Here is an 18,275-nt window from a genome sequence, read left to right as displayed (position 1 = left end):
TCCCCTCCCGAGCGCGGAGCGCGCCGCCTACTTCTTCTTGTCGGGCGTGAGCATGATGGTCATGCGGCGGCCCTCCATCGTCGGCGGCTGGTCCACCTTGGCGATGTCCGCGAGGTCCTCGGTAAAGCGGTCGAGCATGTCGCGGCCCTGGTCCTTGTAGATGATGTCGCGGCCGCGGAACTGGACCCACGCCTTCACCTTGTTCCCCTTCTCGAGGAACTCGCGGGCGTGCTTCATCTTGAACTCGTAGTCGTGGTCGTCGGTGCGCGGGCGGAACCGGACCTCCTTGAGCTCGCCCTGGCCGGCCTGCTTTTTCCGCTGCTCCTTGGCCTTCTTCTGCTGCTCGTAGCGGAACTTCCCGTAATCCATCGCCTTGACGACGGGCGGGTCGGCGGAGCCGGCGATCTCGACGAGGTCGAGGCCGCGCTCGCGGGCAAAGTCGAGCGCCTGCTCGAGGGGCATGACGCCCATCTGCCCCTCGCCGTCGACGACGACGCGGACCTGGGAGGCGTTGATGTTCTCGTTGATGATGGCGTCCGGCTCGCGGCGGGCGGGCTGCGGACGGCGGGAGCGACGTCGGGCTATGGCTGACCTGTGGGGCGTGGAACAAGAGACCCCGGCGCGCTCGGGGCACGGGAGCGGGGCGTGGGGGGACAACGCGGCCGTCGGCCGGCGGGTTCGCGAGGGCCGGTTAAAACTCCGTCAGGAGGCGCCGGCACCGGGGCGGGGCGGCGCGCGCGCTGGCCCTAGCTTGACCGCCCCGCCCGACCGCACGCCCTCCGCCCCGCCCGCTCATGGACTTTACCGCCGTCGACCTCCGCGTCGGGACCGTCGTCGAGGCCGCCGCCGAGGGTGGCGCCCTTCACCTCGTGATCGACCTCGGCGGGGTCCGCCGCGAGGCCGTCTCGCACATCACCGAGAACTACGCGCCGGCCGACCTCCTGGGCGGGCAGGTCGTGACGGTGCCGACGCCGGGCGGGACGGGCGTCGTGGTCCTGGCCGCGGTGAGCCCGAGCGACGGCGCCGTCGTGCTCCGCCCCGACCGGCCGGTCGCCAACGGGACGCAGGTGGTGTAGCCGCCCCGCCCACGGCCGATACGAAAGTCCGTGGCCGTTTCCACGGCGTAGAGGCCGGGCATGAGCCGGCGCCGGCCGACCCGCCGGCGGGGGCGCTATCCGGTAGGCCCCGCTGAGGGCGGGATGGAGGGGCAGACGGTGTCGCCGGGCGCGCTGCGGAGCGCCCCGCCCTCGGGGCTCCTCCCACGCGCCGCGCCCTACCGCCGCCCCCCCGCTCGGGCGGCCCCGCCCCCGCGCTCAGCGCGCCCCGTACGGCGGCGCGGGCGGGGCGGCGTCTATCTTGGCCTCACCTCCCTCTGCGCAGACGGCACATGGACCGGCAGGCCCTCCAAGAACGGTTCGGCATCCTCGGCGACAGCCCGGCGCTCCGCCGCGTGCTCGACCGCGTGCGTCAGGTGGCGCCGCCCGACATCACGGTGCTCCTCGAAGGCGAGAGCGGCGTAGGCAAGGAGCTCGTCGCGACGGCCGTCCACGGGCTCTCGGCGCGGCGCCACAAGCGGCTCGTCGTCGTCAACTGCGGGGCGATCCCCGAGGGACTTATCGAGTCGGAGCTGTTCGGGGCCGAAAAGGGCGCCTACACCGGCGCCGTCGAGCGGCGGACGGGCTACTTCGAGGAGGCCGACGGCGGAACGCTGTTCCTCGACGAGATCGGCGAGATGCCGCTCCAGGCGCAGGTCCGCCTGCTGCGCGTGCTCGAGAGCGGCCAGTTCAGCCGCGTCGGCGGGACGGCGACCTTGCACGCCGACGTCCGCGTGATCGCGGCGACCAACAAGGACCTCGCGGCTGAGGTCGGGGCGGGGCGGTTCCGCGAGGACCTGTACTACCGCCTGAGCGCGGTCGTGCTGCGCATCCCGCCGCTCCGCGAGCGCCGCGACGACGTGGTGCCCCTGTTCGAGGCGTTCCTCGCCCGGTTCTCGCGCCAGTACGACGCCCCGCACCTCGCCGTCACGCCCGAGGCCGCGGCGCTCCTCCGCGGGTACGCGTGGCCGGGCAACGTGCGCGAGCTCCGCAACGTGGCCGAGCAGGCCGTCGTGCTGTCCGAGAGCGGGGCGGTCACGGCCGACTCGCTCCGGCCCCACCTCCGCGGCGTCTCGGCCGGGCTCGCGCTGGCCCGCCGCGAGGCGCCGCCGGCCGGCGACGTGGGCGAGCGCGAGCTGGTCTACCGGGCGCTCCTCGAGCTCCGCGCCGAGATGCAGGAGGTCCGCGCCGCGCTCCGCAGCCTGGGCGCGCGGGGCGGCCTCCCCGACGGCCTGTTCGCCGCCCCGCCCGACCTCGACGACGCCCTCGACGACGCCCTGGAGGTGGCCTACGAGCCGCCCCCCGCCCCGCCCCCGCCCGACGCGGCCGACACCGTGTTCGAGTTCGAGGACTACACCGACGACGCCCCCGCCGACTACGGCGCGCCCGAGGGCGACGGCGCCGCGGGGCTCCCGGACGACCTCGAAGGGGCGCTCGCGACGGGCCTCCCGCTGCCGACGATGGAGGAGGCCGAGGCCGCCCTCATCCGCGAGGGCCTCCGCCGGTTCGACGGCAACCGCCGCCAGACCGCCGAGGCGCTGGGGATCTCCGAGCGCACGCTCTACCGGAAGATCAAGGACCTGGAGGCGGAATGAACGGCGCGAGACCCTGGAGGCCCAGTCCGGCCACCCCGCCCCATACGCGGCGGGGCGGGGCGGGGCGGAGCCGGGCGGGGCGGGGCGGGTGGAGGTTCGCCCTCGGCCTCATGGCTCTGGCGCTCTTCGCCGGCTGCGGCGTCTACTCGTTTTCCGGCGCCTCCATCCCCGACCACCTCCAGACCGTCGCCGTGCCGATCGCGGAAGACCGGGTGGGCGGGACGCCGCCGGGCGCCGAGGGGCTCCTGACCGATGCGCTCGTCCGGCTCTTCGGTGACCGCTCGCGGCTCGCGCTCGTGGCCGACGAGGGCGAGGCCGACGCCGTCGTCCGCGCCTCGATCGAGCGGTACGCCGTGGCCCCGGCCGCCGTGACCGGCGACGACCGCGCGGCCGTCAACCGCGTCACGCTGGCCGTGCGCGTGGTCGTCCGCGACCGGGTGGAGGACCGCGACCTCCTCGACCGCGCGTTCACGGCGACCGAGGACTACGCGCCCGGCGAGGGCCTCCAGGGCGAGGCCGACGCGACGGCCTCGGCCCTCGACCAGATCGCGCGCGACGCGTTTACGGCGGCGACCTCGGACTGGTGAGCGGGGCCGCCCCGGCGCTCGACGCGCTCGCGGTGGCCGCCGTGGCGGTGTACGCGCTCGCCACGTTCGTGCTGACCGGGCTCGGGCTCCACGCCGGCGCACTCGCAGTGGTCCGCCTGCTCCGGCCGCCCCGCCCGCTGCCGCATGCGCCGGACGGGCCGTGGCCGCTCGTCGTCGTCCAGGTCCCCGTGTACGACGAGCCGCCGGCGCTCGTGGCCCGCGCGCTCGACGCCGCGCTCGCGCTGGAGGCGCGCGGGCCGGTCGAGGTCCAGCTTCTCGACGACTCGCCTCGGGCGGGGCGGCTGGCGAACGCCGCGCTCTGCGCCGAGCGCCGGGGCCGCGCTGCGCGCCGCGGGGCCACGCTCCGCCACCTCTCGCGCGACGCCCGCGACGGGTTCAAGGCCGGCGCCCTCGCCGCCGGCCTCCACGCCGCCCCGCCCGAGGCGTCGGCGCGCGGGGCGGGGCGGCTGGCCGCCGTGTTCGACGTCGACTTCCGCCCCGCCCCCGACGCGCTCCTCCGCCTGGTCCCGGCGCTCCTCGCGGACCCTGACCTCGCGTTCGTGCAGGCGGGGTGGGCGCACCCCGAGGCCGACGACACGGCTCTGGGGCGCGTGCAGGCGGCGGTGCTCGACCTCCACTTTGCCGTCGAGCAGGCGGGGCGGGACCGGGCCGGGCTCCCCGTCACGTTCAACGGGACGGCCGGCGTGTGGCGCGTGGCGGCCATCGAAAGCGCGGGCGGGTGGCAGGGCGACACGCTCGCCGAGGACCTCGACCTCGCGCTCCGCGCGCAGGCGGCGGGGTGGCGCGCGCGGCTGGTCGAGACCGTCCGCGTTTCGGCCGACCTCCCGCCGACGGTCGCGGCGTGGCGGCGGCAGCAGGCGCGGTGGGCGAAGGGGCTGGCCGAGGTGGGGCGGAAGTCGGCCGGAGCCGTGTGGCGCTCCGGCCTGTCCGTCGCCGCCCGCGCCGAGGCGACGGCGATGCCGGCGCTGTCGCTGAGCCTCCCGTCGCTCCTCGTCGTGGCCGTGCTGCACCCGGTCGTCGCGCTCGCCGGGGCCGCGGGCGTCGGCCCGGCCAGCGTGTACGTGGCGCTCGGGGCGGGGTGGGCCGGGCTCGCCGGGCTCCTGCTCGCCCACGTCGTCGCCCAACGCGCGCTCTACCCGGACGCGTGGGTGGGCCGGTTGCGGCGGCTCCCGCTCGTGCTCGTCGCCCCGCTCGCGCTCGTGGTGCCGGCGGCGCGGGCGGTCCTGGAGGCGGCGCGCGGGCGGCGGACGCCGTTCGAGCGGACGCTCAAAACCAGCCGCCCCGCCCCGCTCCCGGCGTGGGAGGGCGGGGCGGAGGCAGCGTTGGCGGTTTACAGCGTGCTGGGGTTTGTCGCCCTCCTGGCCGTTGGGGCGTGGGCCGGCGCAGCGTTTCAGGGTCTCTTGGCGGCCGGGTTCGCCGGGGCGACCCTCGCGCTCCGGGGGGCGGGGCGGGCGGCCGAGGCCCCGGCCATCGACGACGTGCGGCGCGTGGCGGCGTAGGGGGCGCCGCGCCTTTGTGGGGCGGCGGCGCGGGCGGGGCGGCGGGCGGCCTGCGTACCTTTGGCGGCCCCCACGCGCATGCCCCCCGTGTCCCCCGAGCCCGACCTCCACCTGGCCGCGCGGCTGCTCGCCGAGGACCGCTCGGCCGAGGCCGTCGAGCGCCTCGGCGCACTCGTCGCCGACGCCCCCGTCTACGCCGCCGCCCACGCCCTCCACGCGACGGCCCTCGAAGCCGACGGCCGGCCGGCCGAGGCGCTCGCGGCGTGGGGGCGCGTGGCCGCGCTCGTCCCGTCGAGCCCGCTCGCGCACCGCGAGCGCCGCCGCCTGCTCAGCGCCGACGCCGCCGACGCCGCCCCGCCCGCGCCTGCCGACGCCGCTCCCGCCCCGCCCTCCCAGCCTGCCCCCACCGACGCCGCTCCGCCCGCTCCCGCCGCGCCCGCTGACCTGCGGGCCGTCGACGAGCGGTTCCTGCGCGACGACGACGCGGCCGACGACGCGGACCCCGAGTCTAACGGCGCGGATGGCGAGCCGGAGGCCGATGCGTCCGGCGTCTTTTTCGGCGATGCCTCCCCGGTGCCCAGCGCCGCGCTCGCCGCCGAGCTCCTCCCGCCGGAGGCGCCCGCCCCGCCCGACCCGCTCCACGTGACGCCCGAGGCGCCGGGCGGGGCGGGGTGGATGATCCTGGGCGAGGAGGAGCACGCGCCGGCCGAGGGCGGGGCGGGGGCCGACGTAGTCTCGCCCGAGGCCGCGCCGACCGACGCTGCACCGGCCGAGCGCCACCCGGTCGCCGACGAGCTCGACTCGCTCATCTCGCAGCTCGAGAGCGCCCCGCGCATCCGCCCCGACCCCACCTTTAGCGGCCCGGCCGTCACCTTCGACGACTCGGACGTGGAGGAGATCGCGTCGGAGACGCTGGCGAAGATCTTCGCGGCGCAGCGCCAGTTCGAGAAGGCGGCCGACGTCTACGAGACGCTCGCCGCCCGCCACCCCGCCCGCGCCGACGAGCTCCTGGAGCTGGCGGGCGAGATGAGGGAACGGCGGTGAGTCGCGCCGCGCCACTCTGCACGCCGCGGGCGGACTCAAAGGGCGGGGCGGGGCTCTGGCCCGCGATCTCACCGTGACCCACCCCGCCCTCGCCCTCTTTCGTCCCGGCCCGCGCGTGGTCGTCGGGCTCATGAGCGGGACGTCGCTGGACGGCGTCGACGCGGCCGTCGTGCGCCTCGACGGGAGCGGGGCGGCGCTCTCCGCCGAGCCGCTCGGGTTCGTGTCGGAGCCGTACGACGACGCGCTCCGCGCCGCGCTCGCGGCGTGCGTCGAGACCGAGACGTCGGACGTCCGCCTCGTGTCGCAGCTCCACACGCGCCTGGGCGAGCGGTTCGCGGCCGTCGCCCGCCGCGCGCTCGACGCGGCCGGCGTGGACGCGCCCGACCTTGTGGGGAGCCACGGGCAGACGGTCCAGCACGTGCCCGAGCCCGAGGACTGCGCCGGCGTGCCGACGCGGTCGACGCTCCAGATCGGGAGCCCGGCCGTGATCGCGGCCCGCCTCGGCGCCCCGGTCGTCGCCGACTTCCGGGCCGGCGACCTCACGCTCGGCGGGCAGGCCGCCCCGCTCGCGCCCTACCTCGACGGCGCCCTGTTCGGGTCGGCCGCCGAGACGCGCGTGCTCCTCAACCTGGGCGGCATCGCCAACCTCACGGTCCTGCCGGCGGGCGGGCGGCCGAGCGCAGCCTTCGACACCGGCCCGGCCAACATGGTCCTCGACGCGCTCGCGCTCCGCCTGACCGGCCGGCCGGTCGACGAGGGCGGGGCGCTCGCCGCGCAGGGCGCGCCCGACGAGGCGCTCCTGGCGGACCTCCTGGCCCACCCGTTTTTCGCCGCCCCGCCCCCCAAGTCGACCGGCCGCGAGGACTTTGGGGCGGCGTTCGTGGAGCGGCTGGTCGGGCGGGGTGGCGCTCCGGCCGACCTCCTGGCGACGGCGACAGCGCTCTCGGCGCGGTCCGTCGCCGCCGCCGTCCGCCGGTTCGTTCGCCCCGCCCCGGCGCGCGTGATCGCGTCGGGCGGCGGCGTCCACAACGCGGCGCTCGTGGCGGCGCTGGCGGCGGCGCTCGCGCCCATCCCGCTCGAAACGACGGCGGCGCACGGGCTGGACCCCGACGCCAAAGAGGCCGTGCTGTTCGCGGTCCTCGCCCACGAGTGGGCCGAGGGCGTGCGGACCGGGCTGCCGGCCGTGACGGGCGCCTCGCGCGCCGCCTTCCAGGGCTCGCTGACGCTGCCGTGACGCGGGCGGGGCGGTCGGCGGCTGGAGGAGCCCACGCCGCCTGACCGGATGCGACCGCCCCGCCCCGCCCTCGTCCTGCTGCTGGTCGGCCTCGTCTGACGAACGAGCGGATCGGCGAGCACCGCGCGTCGGTCGCCATTGCCCGCTTCCAGCCCCGAGCCCGAATGTGACCGAGCGGACCCCGCGGGCGGACCTTACGGGCGGGGCGGCGGGTTGGCTTCGGCCTCACCCCGCCTTCTGGATCCGCCCATGCCCGACGCCACCCCGCCCGACGCCGCCCCCTTGTCTGACGGCGACCTCCAGTTCACGCCCGTCTCCGAAGTCGGCGAGTTCGGCCTGATCGACCGGCTCCGCGACCGGCTCGGCGACGCCGCGAGCGCCCGCGACCTCGTCGTCGGCATCGGCGACGACGCCGCCGTCTACCGCGTGGGCGGGGCGGGCTCCGACGGCTCGGCCCGCGTCCACGTCGTCACGACCGACGCGCTCGTCGAGGGCGTCCACTTCGACCGGACGTACGTCCCGCTCCGGGCGCTCGGGTGGAAGGCCGTCGCCGTCAACGTGAGCGACGTGGCGGCCATGAACGCGTCGCCGCGGTTCGCGACCGTCACGCTGGGGCTCCCGAACAACCTGTCGGTCGAGGGCGCCGAGGCCCTCTACGCCGGCATCGCCGAGGCGTGCGAGCGGTACGGGCTCGCCGTCGTCGGCGGCGACACGACGGCGAGCGCCCGGCTCGTGATCTCGGTCACGGTCGTCGGCGAGGCCGACGAGTCCGCCATCGTGACGCGCGCGGGCGCGGCCCCGGGCGACCTCCTGTGCGTGACGGGCGACCTGGGCAGCGCGGCGGCCGGTCTCCAGGTGCTCCTGGCCGGGAAGGACGCGATGGACACGGGCGGGGCGGCCGGCGGCGACGGCGCCGAGGGCGCGGCGCCCGACCTCGCGGAGTTCGCCTACGTTGTCGAGCGCCAGCTGATGCCGCAGGCCCGGCTCGACCGCGTGCGCCAGTGGGCCGAGGCCGGCGTCCGCCCGACGGCGCTCGTCGACGTGTCGGACGGGCTGGCGTCCGAGGCGCACCACCTGAGCCAGGCCGGGACGGTCGGGGCGGTCATCGACGGCGGCCTCCTCCCGATCCACGTCCAGACGGCGCTCGCGGCCCAGCGCTTCGACGCCCGCGCCGAGGCTTATGCGCTCTACGGCGGCGAGGACTACGAGCTCCTGTTCACGCTCCCCGAGGCCGAGGCGCCTAAACTCGACCCGGCGACCTACGCGGTCGTCGGCCAGATCGTGGAGCCGGACGAGGGCGTCGTGCTCCGCCTGCCCGACGGCAACCGCGTGCCGCTCGTGGCCGGCGGGTACAAGCATTACTGAGCGGGTAGAGCGGGTAGAGCGGGTACTGGGTACGAGGTACCGGGTGCAGTTTGCCCCGCCCCGCCCTGCCCTCGCTGCGCCGCCCATGTCGTTCCGCCTCGTCATGTGGGCGCTCGCCGTTGGCCTCGCCGTCTGGGCGGGGTGGCTCTGGCCCGATGTGCCGGCGCGCGTGCCCACGCACTTCGGGCTCGACGGCCAGCCCGACGCGTGGGCGGGGCGGTCGGTGGGGTCGTGGTTCGGGCTTCCCGCCATCGCGCTCGCGCTCGCCGCGTTCCTCGACGCGCTGGTCGTGTGGACGCACCGCCACCCCGCCCTCGCAGGACTCAACCTGCCCCAGAAAGACGCCATCCTCGCCCTCCCGCCCGACCGCCGCGCGCCAGTCCTGGCGTGGTCGGCGGCGGCGCTCTACGCGGTCGGAGCGGCCTGCATGGTGTCGTTCGCGCTGATCCAGGCGGGCACCTGGGCCGCCGCGCACGGCGGGAGCGGGGCGGAGTGGGTGGCGGCGGGCGGGGCGGTTGCCGTGGTCGCCCCGCTCGTGGCGCTGGCGTGGGGCCTCCGAGGCGTCTCGGTCGAGCTCCGGCGGCAGCAGGCGGCCGCCCCGCCCCGCCCGTAGCGCGGTCGGGGTGGGCATCTTTCCGCCTTCCGCCTTCCGCCTTCCGCCTTCCGCCTTCCGCCTTCCGTCGGCCTTTCCACCGAACCTTCGACGCCGTACGGCGGCCCGTTCACCGGGGCGGGGCGGGGGCTCGGTAGCTTCCTGCCCCGCTCCTAAAGCCCTCCCCGCCCGATGGAAACCTCCCCGCCCCGCGTCGGCACGCCGGCCCCGACGACCGCCACCGCCACCGGCGAGATCCTCCAGGTCATCGGCCCAGTCATCGACTGCGAGTTCCCGGCCGAGTCGGTCCCCGAGATCTACGACGCCCTCGAAGTCGACCGCGAAGACGGCGTGCTCGTCCTCGAAGTCCAGCAGCACCTCGGCGAGAACCGCGTGCGCACGATCTCCATGGACTCGACCGACGGGCTCACGCGCGGCACGGCCGTCCGCAACACGGGCCGGCCCATCTCGATGCCCGTCGGCGTCGAGGTCCGCGGGCGCCTGTTCAACGTGGTCGGCCAGGCCATCGACGGGCTCCCGCAGCCGCGGACGGCGGAGACGCGCTCGATCCACGCCGAGCCGCCGAGCTACGACCAGCTCGCGACGTCGGTCGAGGTGCTCGAGACGGGCATCAAGGTCATCGACCTCATCCAGCCCTACGCCCGCGGCGGCAAGATCGGCCTCTTCGGCGGGGCCGGCGTGGGCAAGACGGTGCTCATCCAGGAGCTCATCAACAACATCGCCAAGGGCCACGAGGGGTTCTCGGTCTTCGCCGGCGTCGGCGAGCGGACGCGCGAGGGGAACGACCTCCTGCGCGAGATGCTCGAGTCGGGCATCATGCGGTACGGCGACGACTTCATGCACTCGATGGAGGAGGGTGGCTGGGACCTCTCGAAGGTCGACATGGACCTCCTGAAGGAGAGCCAGGCGACGTTCGTGTTCGGCCAGATGAACGAGCCGCCCGGCGCCCGCGCCCGCGTGGCCCTCTCGGGCCTCACGCTCGCCGAGTACTTCCGCGACCTCGGCGGCACGGACGTCTTGTTCTTCGTCGACAACATCTTCCGGTTTACGCAGGCCGGCTCCGAGGTCTCGGCCCTCCTCGGCCGGATGCCGTCGGCCGTGGGCTACCAGCCCACGCTGGCGACGGAGATGGGCGAGATGCAGGAGCGGATCACCTCGACCAAGGCCGGCGCCATCACGTCGGTCCAGGCCGTCTACGTCCCGGCGGACGACCTCACGGACCCCGCCCCGGCGACGACCTTCGCCCACCTCGACGCCACGACCACGCTCTCGCGCTCGATCGCGTCGCTCGGCATCTACCCCGCCGTCGACCCGCTCGACTCGACCTCCCGCATCCTGACGGCCGAGGTCGTCGGCGACGAGCACTACAAGGTGGCCCAGGACACCAAGGAGCTGCTCCAGCGCGACAAGGAGCTCCAGGACATCATCGCCATCCTCGGCCTCGACGAGCTCTCCGACGAGGACAAGCAGGTCGTCAACCGCGCGCGCCGCGTGCAGCGGTTCATGTCGCAGCCGTTCTTCGTGGCCGAGCAGTTCACGGGCACGCCCGGCAAGTACGTCAAGGTCGAGGACACCGTCCGCGGCTTCAAGATGATCCTCGACGGCGAGCTCGACCATTTCCCCGAAGGCGCCTTCCTCTACCGGGGCTCCATCGAGGAGGTCATCGAGGCCGGCGAGAAGATGCTCGCCGAAGCGTAGAGGGATGGCAGAGGGATAAGGGGCGGAGGCATGGGCAGAGACGCCCGCCCCGCCCCGACCCTCCATCCCGCATCCCCCATCCCTCCCCGTCATGGCCGACTCCCTGCTCGTCGAGATCGTCTCCCCCGACCGCTCCGCCTACCGCGGCGAGGCCCGCAGCTTCCGCGCGCCCGGCGTCGAGGGGTCGTTCGAGATCCTGCGCGGGCACGCGCCCCTGCTCGCGGCCACCCAGGTCGGCCCCGTCGTCGTGACGACGACGTCCGGCGAGCGCGTCACGTTCGCCACGTCGGGCGGGTTCGTCGAGGTCCTGGACGACCACGTCATCATGCTCGCCGAGACGGCGGAGCCCGCCGACGAGATCGACGTCGAGCGCGCCCGCGCCGCTGAGGACAGCGCGGCCGAACGGCTCGCGGCGGCCCAGACGCCCGAGGACCGCGAGGCGCTCCAGGCGGAGCTCGAGCGCGCCCGCAACCGCCTGCGGACGTCGATGGGCGGCGTGTAAACGGCGCGCGGGCGAGGGGAATTCGGGGGCGGGGTGGTTCGGGTGAGGCACCAACCTCCGGAGCCGGTATAAGGGGCGGGGTGGAGCCGGGGACGCTCTCGACCTGCCGCCCCGCCCCGCCCATATCCGGGCGGCCGGTGGGTAGGTAACTGCCTCTGCCCAAAGCAGACGTGCCCGTCTCTGGTGCGGACACCATGCATGGTGTCCCTACCTGACTCGGCTCGTGCCCCGTGGGCGGGGCGGTGATCTGTCACCTGCTCGTCTTCACACGACGTCCGCTTGCTGTTTCTGGGGCGTGCCGGTATCATGGGTTCATCGAGTTCGGTCGCACACGCGGCCACCGAATCGGGTCGAGCTCGCCCAGCCCCGCCCTCCAGGGCGAGTTCCCCGACTGAGCGTCCGACGGTTTGACCGTCGGGCGCTCTCTTTTTGTACCTACTGCATGGTCCGCCGCGCCGACTCGGCGGCCGTTCGGGAGGCACTCTCCGTTCGCACCGTCCGACGGTGGCACGGCAGGAGCCCATTCGGTCCGGCTCTAGCTTCCCCCATGCGCCGCACCCTCACCGTCGCCACCCCGCTCGGGCTGCTCCTCCTAACGGCGGACCGCGGCGCCCTCGTCGGCGCCGCGTTCGACGCCGACGAGGGCGCCCCCACGGCCGCCCCGTCCGACGCCGAGGCGGACGCCCTGCTCGCCGCCGCCGCGGCCGAGCTGCGGGCGTACTTCGGCGGCAGCCGCGCTCCGTTCACCGTCCCCGTCCGGCCCGAGGGCACGCCGTTCCAGGAGCGCGTGTGGGCCGCGCTCCGCGAGGTCCCCCACGGCGAGACCGTCGGCTACGGCGCGCTCGCCGCCCGCCTCGGCGATCGGGGCGCGGCGCAAGCCGTCGGCGCCGCGAACGGGCAGAACCCGGTCGCCGTGGTCGTCCCCTGCCACCGCGTCGTTGGGGCCGACGGCTCGCTCGTCGGCTACGCGGGCGGGCTGGCGCGGAAGCGGGCGCTCCTGGACCTGGAGAGCCGGCAGGGCCGCCTGTTCTGACCACCCCGCCGCTCGCGGCACGTCGGGCGGGGTGGACACCGAGGAGCAGCGCGCCACCCCGGCCCTGGCGCCACGCGGGCGGGGCGGGCACCTTGGCTCACCGACCTGCCGACTCGTCGCCTTCGAGGTAGCCGACGGCGAGCTGCGCCAGGGTGCGGACGCCCAGCGGCAGCGCGTCCTCGTCGATGCGGAACAGCGGCGAGTGGTTGGGCGGGAACAGCTCGTCGCTCGCGCCCGGCGTGCGGACGCCGAGCCACAGGAACAGGCCGGGCACCTCGTTGGCGAAGTACGAGAAGTCCTCGGCGCCCAGGACCGGCGCGACGCCCGTGTCCAGGCCGTCGCCGGCCACGCGCTGGAGCGTCGGCGCCATGCGGTCGAGGAGGGCGGCGTTGTTGGCCGTGACGGGGTAGCCGTACTCGTCGGCGATCGTGACGGTGGCGGTCGCGCCCTGGCTCGACGCGATGTCCGTCGCCGTGCGGCGGATGCGGTCGTGGAGCTCGGCGCGCATCCCGTCGTCGAGTGCGCGGATCGTCCCGATCATCGCCACGGAGTCGGGGATGATGTTGGAGCGGACGCCCCCGTCGATCCGCCCGATCGTGACGACGGCCGGCGCCTTCGTGAGGTCCATCTGCCGGCTCACGATCGTCTGGAGGCCCGTCACGACGAGCGCCGAGGTCGCGACCGGATCCACCCCGCCCCACGGATAGGCCCCGTGCGTCTGCTTGCCGTGGACGACGATTTCGAGGTTGTCCGCGCTCGCCATCATGCCGCCCGGCCGCGTCTTGAGCTGGCCGACCTCGTGGGCGCTCGTGACGTGGAGCCCGAACACGGCCTCCGCCCCGCTCAGCGCGCCCTCGGCCACCATGAGCTCGGCGCCGGCCGGGGCCTCGCCCGCCGGCGCGCCCTCCTCGGCCGGCTGGAACAGGAACACGACCGTCCCCGGCAACTCGTCGCGGACGGCCGCGAGGACCTCGGCCACGCCCATCAAGATGCCGACGTGGGCGTCGTGGCCGCACGCGTGCATCACGCCGACCTCCATCCCGTTGTAGATCGTCGTCACGGTGGACGCGAACGGGAGGTCAACGCGCTCGGTCACGGGCAGCGCGTCCATGTCGGCTCGTAGGGCGACGGTCGGGCCGGGCTTCCCGCCCGTCAGCACGCCCACGACGCCGGTCCGCGCGACGCCCGTGCGGACCTCCATTCCCAGCCCGGTCAGGTGCTCGGCGACGTAGGCGGCCGTTTCGGTCTCGCGGTTCGAGAGCTCGGGGTTCTCGTGGATGTGCCGCCGGTACGCGACCACGTCCGGCACGACATCGGCCACGAGCGCGTCGACGCGCTCGGCGAGGTCGGGGCGGGGTGGCCCGTCGGCCTGGGCGCGCGCCGGGGCGGGGAGGAGAGCGAGGGCGGCGAGCGCCGCGAGCAGCTTGGTCATGGGCGGGGCGGACGCGAGAGGCGAACCCAACGGTCGGGGTGAGACCGGAGAGTACGGCCGCCCCACCCCGTCCGCCGCTCACACGGAGGGGGCTCACGCGCCGCAACCCGGTGAGGCGTCGTCTGTCGGGTCACGGCTGCGGGGGGCGGCCTCCGCGTGGAGGAGCGCGAGGTACCGGCCCGCCGCGAGCGTGTCGAACTCGAGCCGCTGGAGGAGCCCCCCGCAGAACGTCCCGCGTGCGAGCCCGTGCGCCACTCCGCCCCCGATGCCGAGCCACTCGGCCGCCGTGACGACAGCGTCCATCTCATACCCACCTTCGACGTGCTCTGCTCCGGGGGCCAGGCGGAACGACCGCCCGTCGAACTGGACCCCGCCCCGCTGGCGGCGGGCGTCGAACTCCCGGCGCTCCTTGGCCCCAGCGCTCGGGTGCACCGGGTCGAAACGTCCATCGGCGGTCTGAGCGGCGGTCAGCCGGTTGAGTGCCCGGCTAATCGCGGCGGCCAGCCGGTCCTTGGTGGGGTACCACTGAGGGAAAAATGGGAGGGCAACGTAGGCGTCTACGAGAGCCCGCGTTGTGATTCCGTGGTACCACGTCCACGATTCGTGACCGGCCCACGCCCCGTCCGGGAGTTGAAAGGCCAGGGCCGTCCGCCGCACGCGCCGTACCATCGCCGACAGGAACCGCCGCTCCCCCGTCGCGCGGTACAGCGCAGCGAAAAGCCAGACGGGCGCGCAGGCGTGGTTGACCGATCCCGCGATGGGGTATGCCAGCAGCCGGTCCCCGATCCGCACGGCGGCGGAGAGGAGGTCGCGCCGACCGGGCGGGTCTCGCTGCCACAGTTCGACGAGGGCTGTGCCCGCAAAGGCGTAGGGCAGGTCAGGGACGAGGTGGCCCCGAAGGTGGAGGTCCCCGTTCGCAAACATCCGCCGGACCAGGTGCTCCCCTGCCGCCTCCGCACGCGCGGCGTACACTGGGTCCCCCAACGCGTCGTACGCCCCGAGATACCCCGGCACTCGTAGAGCCGCCTCCTCTACGCTAGGCCCGAGCGGGGCGCCCGTGTCGAGGGGGACCGGATCCCACGAGCCGTCCGACCGCCGCACGGCCTCGTTCGCCTCGTGGACGTGGCGGAACCGCGCGGCGGCCGCCTCGAGAGGGAGCGGGGCAAACGGGTGCCGAGGGGGGAGGACCCCCTCCTCGCAAACGGACGGGCCGTGTGGCGCGACGGGACCACGGATCGCGTGGCGGACCCGCCGGCCCGCGTAGACGCCCGCCCGTGCGGCGGCGTTGAGTCCGGTGGGGAGAGGGAGCCGGTCGGTCATGGCCCAGACCCGGCCGTACAGGCCGACGGGATACCAGCGGTTGCCCCGGTGACGGTGGAAATGGAGCATAGGGCTTCGTGCGCGTCGAGACGTGGGGTTCTAAATCCGAAAGCTGACGACGCTGCGCTACGCCTGTTGGGAGCGAGTCGTTAGGCACGTTTGGCTTGCCACGCGTGCCGTAGCCTGAACCGGAGCGGGCGCCCGGCTCCGTGCGAACGGGGGCGCGGCGCGTCCAGCGGCCCCGACCCGCCCGTTAGGCGGCGGGGCGGGCGGCGGCCCGGATCGCCCGAATCATGGTGTCGAGGCCGTTGGCGCGGTTGGACGAGATGTGCTCGGTGAGACCGATCTCGCGCGGGAACCAGAGGTCGGCCGCGGCGGCCTCCGCCGGTACGACGCCGTCGAACACGCCGACGAGGAGGGACGCGACCCCGCGGGCGAGGGCGGACTCCGAATCGGCCCGTACGCGGAAGGCGCCGTCCTCGGTCCACGTCCGCAGCCACACAGTCGACTGGCACCCGCGGACGAGCCGGTCGTCCGTCTTCTCGGCGTCGGGCAGTGGGGGCACGCGCTCGCCGTGCTCGATGACCTGCTGGGACCGGAGCATCCAGTCGACAACGAGCGCGAACTCATCGACGATCTCCTGCTGGCGGCGGTCGGTCTCGGTCATGAGCGAACCCAAAGGTCGGACCCAAAGGGCGGGGCGGCTAGCCGAATAGGGTGCGGACCGTCCCGAGCCCCTCCACGAGCGCGTCGACGTCGGCGCGCGTGTTGTAGAAGGCGAAGGACGCGCGGTCCGTCCCCGGCACATCGAACCGGTCCATCACGGGTTGCGCGCAGTGGTGGCCCGTGCGGACGGCCACGCCCAGCCGGTCGAGCACGGTCCCGGCGTCGTAACGGATGGACGCCGTCGAGGAGGAACGAGACGGCGCTGGCCCGGAGCTCGGACATCCCGACAAACGGTGCCCCCGAGGCCGATGCCGCCCCGGCCCGCCCACCTGCGGAGCCGCCCCGCCCCCTGGGTTCACCTGCAGGCGGGGCGGGGCGGCCGATTCCGCCCGGTCTTCGCCCCGCCTGCGGCCGCCGCGCGAACGGCGGGGCGGGGCGGCCGGTTAGCTTCCGCGCCCCCGACGCCGACCGCCCCGCCCTCGCACCCGATGCAGATCACGCTCCCCGACGGCACCGAGAAAGAGCTCCCCGACGGCGCGACCGGCCGCGACCTCGCCGAGTCCATCTCGATGGGCCTGGCGCGCAACGCGCTCGCCGTCGACGTCAACGGCGAGGTCCGCGACCTGGACCGCCCGCTGCCGGACGGCGCGACGGTCTCGATCCTGACGTGGGAGTCCGAGGGCGGGCAGGCCGCGTTCTGGCACTCGTCGGCGCACCTGATGGCCGAGGCCCTGGAGGCGCTCTACCCGGGCGTCCGGCTGGGCATCGGGCCGGCGATCGACAACGGGTTCTACTACGACGTGGACCTGTCGGAGACGGACCACCCGGTCCTGTCCTCGGACGACTTCCCGGCCATCGAGGCCAAGATGAAGGAGCTGGCCCGCCAGGACAGCCGGTTCGAGCGCCGCGACGTCTCCAAGGCCGAGGCCGTCGCCCACTTCGAGGACAAGGGCGACCCGTACAAGCTGGAGCTGCTAGAGGGCCTCGACGACGGCGCCATCACGTTCTACACGCAGGGCGCCTTTACCGACCTCTGCCGCGGCCCGCACATCGCGTCGACCAAGCCGATCAAGGCCGTCAAGGTCCTCTCGCTCGCCGGCGCCTACTGGCGGGGCGACGAGTCGCGCCCGCAGCTCACGCGGATCTACGGCGTCAGCTTTCCCAAGCAGAAGCTGCTCGACGAGCACCTGGAGCGGCTGGAGCTGGCGAAGCAGCGCGACCACCGGAAGCTGGGGCGCGAGCTCGAGCTGTTCATGTTCTCGGACAAGGTCGGCCCGGGCCTCCCCATCTGGCTCCCCAAGGGCGCCCGGCTCCGCGAGGCGCTCGTGGACTTCCTCAAGGAGGAGCAGGTCCGGCGCGGCTACGAGCCCGTCGTCACGCCGCACATCGGGCGGCTCGACCTGTTCCGCACGAGCGGCCACTACCCGTACTACGCCGACTCGCAGTTCCCGCCCATGTTCGCCCCGCAGTCCGCTGCGGGAGTCGAGACGGGCGGGGCGGCGGGCGCGGGCGGGGCGGTGAGCGAGGGCGCCGAGATCTTGAACGGGGGCGGGGCGGACGAGGCGGCGCCCGTCGTGGGCGGGGCGGACGACCGCGACGGCTACCTGCTCAAGCCGATGAACTGCCCGCACCACACGCAGATCTACGCCCACAAGCCGCGCTCCTACCGCGACCTGCCGGTGCGGCTCGCCGAGTTCGGGACGGTCTACCGCTACGAGCAGTCGGGCGAGCTCGGCGGCCTCACGCGCGTCCGCGGCTTTACGCAGGACGACGCCCACGTCTTCTGCCGGCCCGACCAGGTCAAGGGCGAGTTCAAGGCGGCCATCGACCTCACGCTGACCGTCCTCCGCGCGCTCGACTTCCAGGACTTCACGGCCCAGATCTCGCTCCGCGACCCGGCCGACGCGGCCAAGTACATCGGCGAGGCCGCGCAGTGGGACGCCGCCGAGCAGGCGATCCGCGAGGCGGCCTCCGAGATGGGGCTGGACACGGTCGAGGTCGAGGGCGAGGCCGCCTTCTACGGCCCCAAGCTCGACTTCATGGTCCGCGACGCGCTCGGCCGCCAGTGGCAGCTGGGGACCGTCCAGGTCGACTACAACCTGCCCGAGCGGTTCGACCTCGTCTACACCGACGAGCACGACGACCGCGTGCGGCCAGTCATGCTCCACCGCGCGCCGTTCGGGTCGCTGGAGCGGTTCGTGGGCGTGCTCCTGGAGCACACGGGCGGCAACCTCCCGCTGTGGCTGGCGCCGACCCAGGTGAAGGTGCTCCCGATCACCGACGACCAGAACGAGTACGCCGGCCAAGTCGCCAAGACCTTGGGCGGGGCGGGGTTCCGCGTCGAGACCGACACGCGGAGCGAGAAGGTGGGCCGCAAGATCCGCGACGCCGAGGTCGAGAAGGTGCCGGTCATGCTCGTCGTCGGCCGCAAGGAGGCCGAGGCCGGCACCGTCAGCGTCCGCCGCCACGGGCTGGGCGACGACTCCGACCAGGGCTCGCAGCCGCTCGACGCGCTCCGCGACGCGTTCCTGGACGAGATCGCCCGCGGGCTCGGCCGCGCCTAGCCGCCCCG

Annotated in this window: 17 protein-coding genes; 12 read left to right on the top strand and 5 right to left on the bottom strand. The window is 74.8% G+C overall.

The annotated features are described in order from the left end of the window. Window positions 1-27 precede the first annotated feature (27 nt). A complete protein-coding gene (infC, locus tag RQM47_RS02260) occupies window positions 28-657 on the bottom strand; it encodes a translation initiation factor IF-3 (protein WP_314007222.1) in 630 nt (209 codons plus the stop codon). Between the two features lie 137 nt (window positions 658-794). Here infC and RQM47_RS02255 point away from each other — a divergent pair, with 137 nt between their 5' ends. The 11 genes from RQM47_RS02255 to RQM47_RS02205 all read left to right on the top strand — a co-directional run bounded on the left by RQM47_RS02255 (window position 795) and on the right by RQM47_RS02205 (window position 12,285). Further along, complete coding sequence (locus tag RQM47_RS02255; RefSeq protein ID WP_314007219.1) at window positions 795-1,076, top strand: hypothetical protein; 282 nt, start codon at window positions 795-797, stop codon at window positions 1,074-1,076. 311 nt (window positions 1,077-1,387) lie between these two features. After that, complete coding sequence (locus RQM47_RS02250) at window positions 1,388-2,689, top strand: sigma-54 dependent transcriptional regulator (protein ID WP_314007217.1); 1,302 nt, start codon at window positions 1,388-1,390, stop codon at window positions 2,687-2,689. 110 nt (window positions 2,690-2,799) lie between these two features. After that, window positions 2,800-3,276: an LPS assembly lipoprotein LptE gene (lptE, locus tag RQM47_RS02245; protein ID WP_311664709.1), complete on the top strand. Its 477-nt coding sequence runs from the start codon at window positions 2,800-2,802 to the stop codon at window positions 3,274-3,276. After that, the gene (locus RQM47_RS02240) at window positions 3,273-4,796 is read left to right on the top strand and encodes a glycosyltransferase family 2 protein (protein WP_314007214.1); all 1,524 of its coding nucleotides are present in this window, start codon (window positions 3,273-3,275) and stop codon (window positions 4,794-4,796) included. Before lptE ends, RQM47_RS02240 begins: the two co-directional genes overlap by 4 nt. 78 nt (window positions 4,797-4,874) lie before the next feature. Then, a complete protein-coding gene (locus RQM47_RS02235) occupies window positions 4,875-5,840 on the top strand; it encodes a hypothetical protein (RefSeq protein WP_311664705.1) in 966 nt (321 codons plus the stop codon). Window positions 5,841-5,913: 73 nt separating this feature from the next. Further along, complete coding sequence (locus RQM47_RS02230) at window positions 5,914-7,074, top strand: anhydro-N-acetylmuramic acid kinase (RefSeq protein ID WP_311664703.1); 1,161 nt, start codon at window positions 5,914-5,916, stop codon at window positions 7,072-7,074. A 249-nt stretch (window positions 7,075-7,323) separates the two neighbouring features. Next, window positions 7,324-8,439 (top strand): thiamine-phosphate kinase, encoded by a 1,116-nt coding sequence (gene thiL, locus RQM47_RS02225; RefSeq protein ID WP_311664701.1) that lies wholly within the window; start codon window positions 7,324-7,326, stop codon window positions 8,437-8,439. Between the two features lie 85 nt (window positions 8,440-8,524). Beyond that, on the top strand, window positions 8,525-9,052 hold the full coding sequence (locus tag RQM47_RS02220) for a DUF1648 domain-containing protein (protein ID WP_311664699.1): 528 nt from the start codon (window positions 8,525-8,527) through the stop codon (window positions 9,050-9,052). A 171-nt stretch (window positions 9,053-9,223) separates the two neighbouring features. Beyond that, complete coding sequence (atpD, locus tag RQM47_RS02215) at window positions 9,224-10,750, top strand: F0F1 ATP synthase subunit beta (RefSeq protein ID WP_311664697.1); 1,527 nt, start codon at window positions 9,224-9,226, stop codon at window positions 10,748-10,750. Window positions 10,751-10,841: 91 nt separating this feature from the next. After that, entirely contained in the window at window positions 10,842-11,252 is a 411-nt protein-coding gene (atpC, locus tag RQM47_RS02210) for an ATP synthase F1 subunit epsilon (RefSeq protein ID WP_311664695.1), read from the top strand. A gap of 547 nt (window positions 11,253-11,799) precedes the next feature. After that, entirely contained in the window at window positions 11,800-12,285 is a 486-nt protein-coding gene (locus tag RQM47_RS02205; protein WP_314007211.1) for a methylated-DNA--[protein]-cysteine S-methyltransferase, read from the top strand. Between the two features lie 97 nt (window positions 12,286-12,382). Here RQM47_RS02205 and RQM47_RS02200 read toward each other — a convergent pair whose 3' ends face one another. The 4 genes from RQM47_RS02200 to RQM47_RS02185 form a co-directional block, all read right to left on the bottom strand. Next, window positions 12,383-13,717 (bottom strand): amidohydrolase, encoded by a 1,335-nt coding sequence (locus RQM47_RS02200; RefSeq protein ID WP_314007208.1) that lies wholly within the window; start codon window positions 13,715-13,717, stop codon window positions 12,383-12,385. A 93-nt stretch (window positions 13,718-13,810) separates the two neighbouring features. Continuing rightward, window positions 13,811-14,641: a hypothetical protein gene (locus tag RQM47_RS02195; RefSeq protein WP_311664689.1), complete on the bottom strand. Its 831-nt coding sequence runs from the start codon at window positions 14,639-14,641 to the stop codon at window positions 13,811-13,813. A 649-nt stretch (window positions 14,642-15,290) separates the two neighbouring features. Further along, on the bottom strand, window positions 15,291-15,704 hold the full coding sequence (locus RQM47_RS02190; RefSeq protein ID WP_311664687.1) for a SufE family protein: 414 nt from the start codon (window positions 15,702-15,704) through the stop codon (window positions 15,291-15,293). A 37-nt stretch (window positions 15,705-15,741) separates the two neighbouring features. After that, window positions 15,742-15,915, bottom strand: a complete 174-nt coding sequence (locus RQM47_RS02185) for an aminotransferase class V-fold PLP-dependent enzyme (RefSeq protein WP_311664685.1) — start codon at window positions 15,913-15,915, stop codon at window positions 15,742-15,744. A gap of 276 nt (window positions 15,916-16,191) precedes the next feature. On the opposite strand from RQM47_RS02185, the gene thrS reads away from it, so the two are divergent. Then, entirely contained in the window at window positions 16,192-18,267 is a 2,076-nt protein-coding gene (thrS, locus tag RQM47_RS02180; RefSeq protein ID WP_311664683.1) for a threonine--tRNA ligase, read from the top strand. The last annotated feature ends 8 nt before the right edge of the window (window positions 18,268-18,275 follow it).

Origin of the sequence: Rubrivirga sp. S365 (genome assembly GCF_032248475.1) — a bacterium.
Lineage (GTDB): Bacteria > Bacteroidota > Rhodothermia > Rhodothermales > Rubricoccaceae > Rubrivirga > Rubrivirga litoralis.
This window is presented reverse-complemented; position numbering and strand designations above follow the sequence as displayed.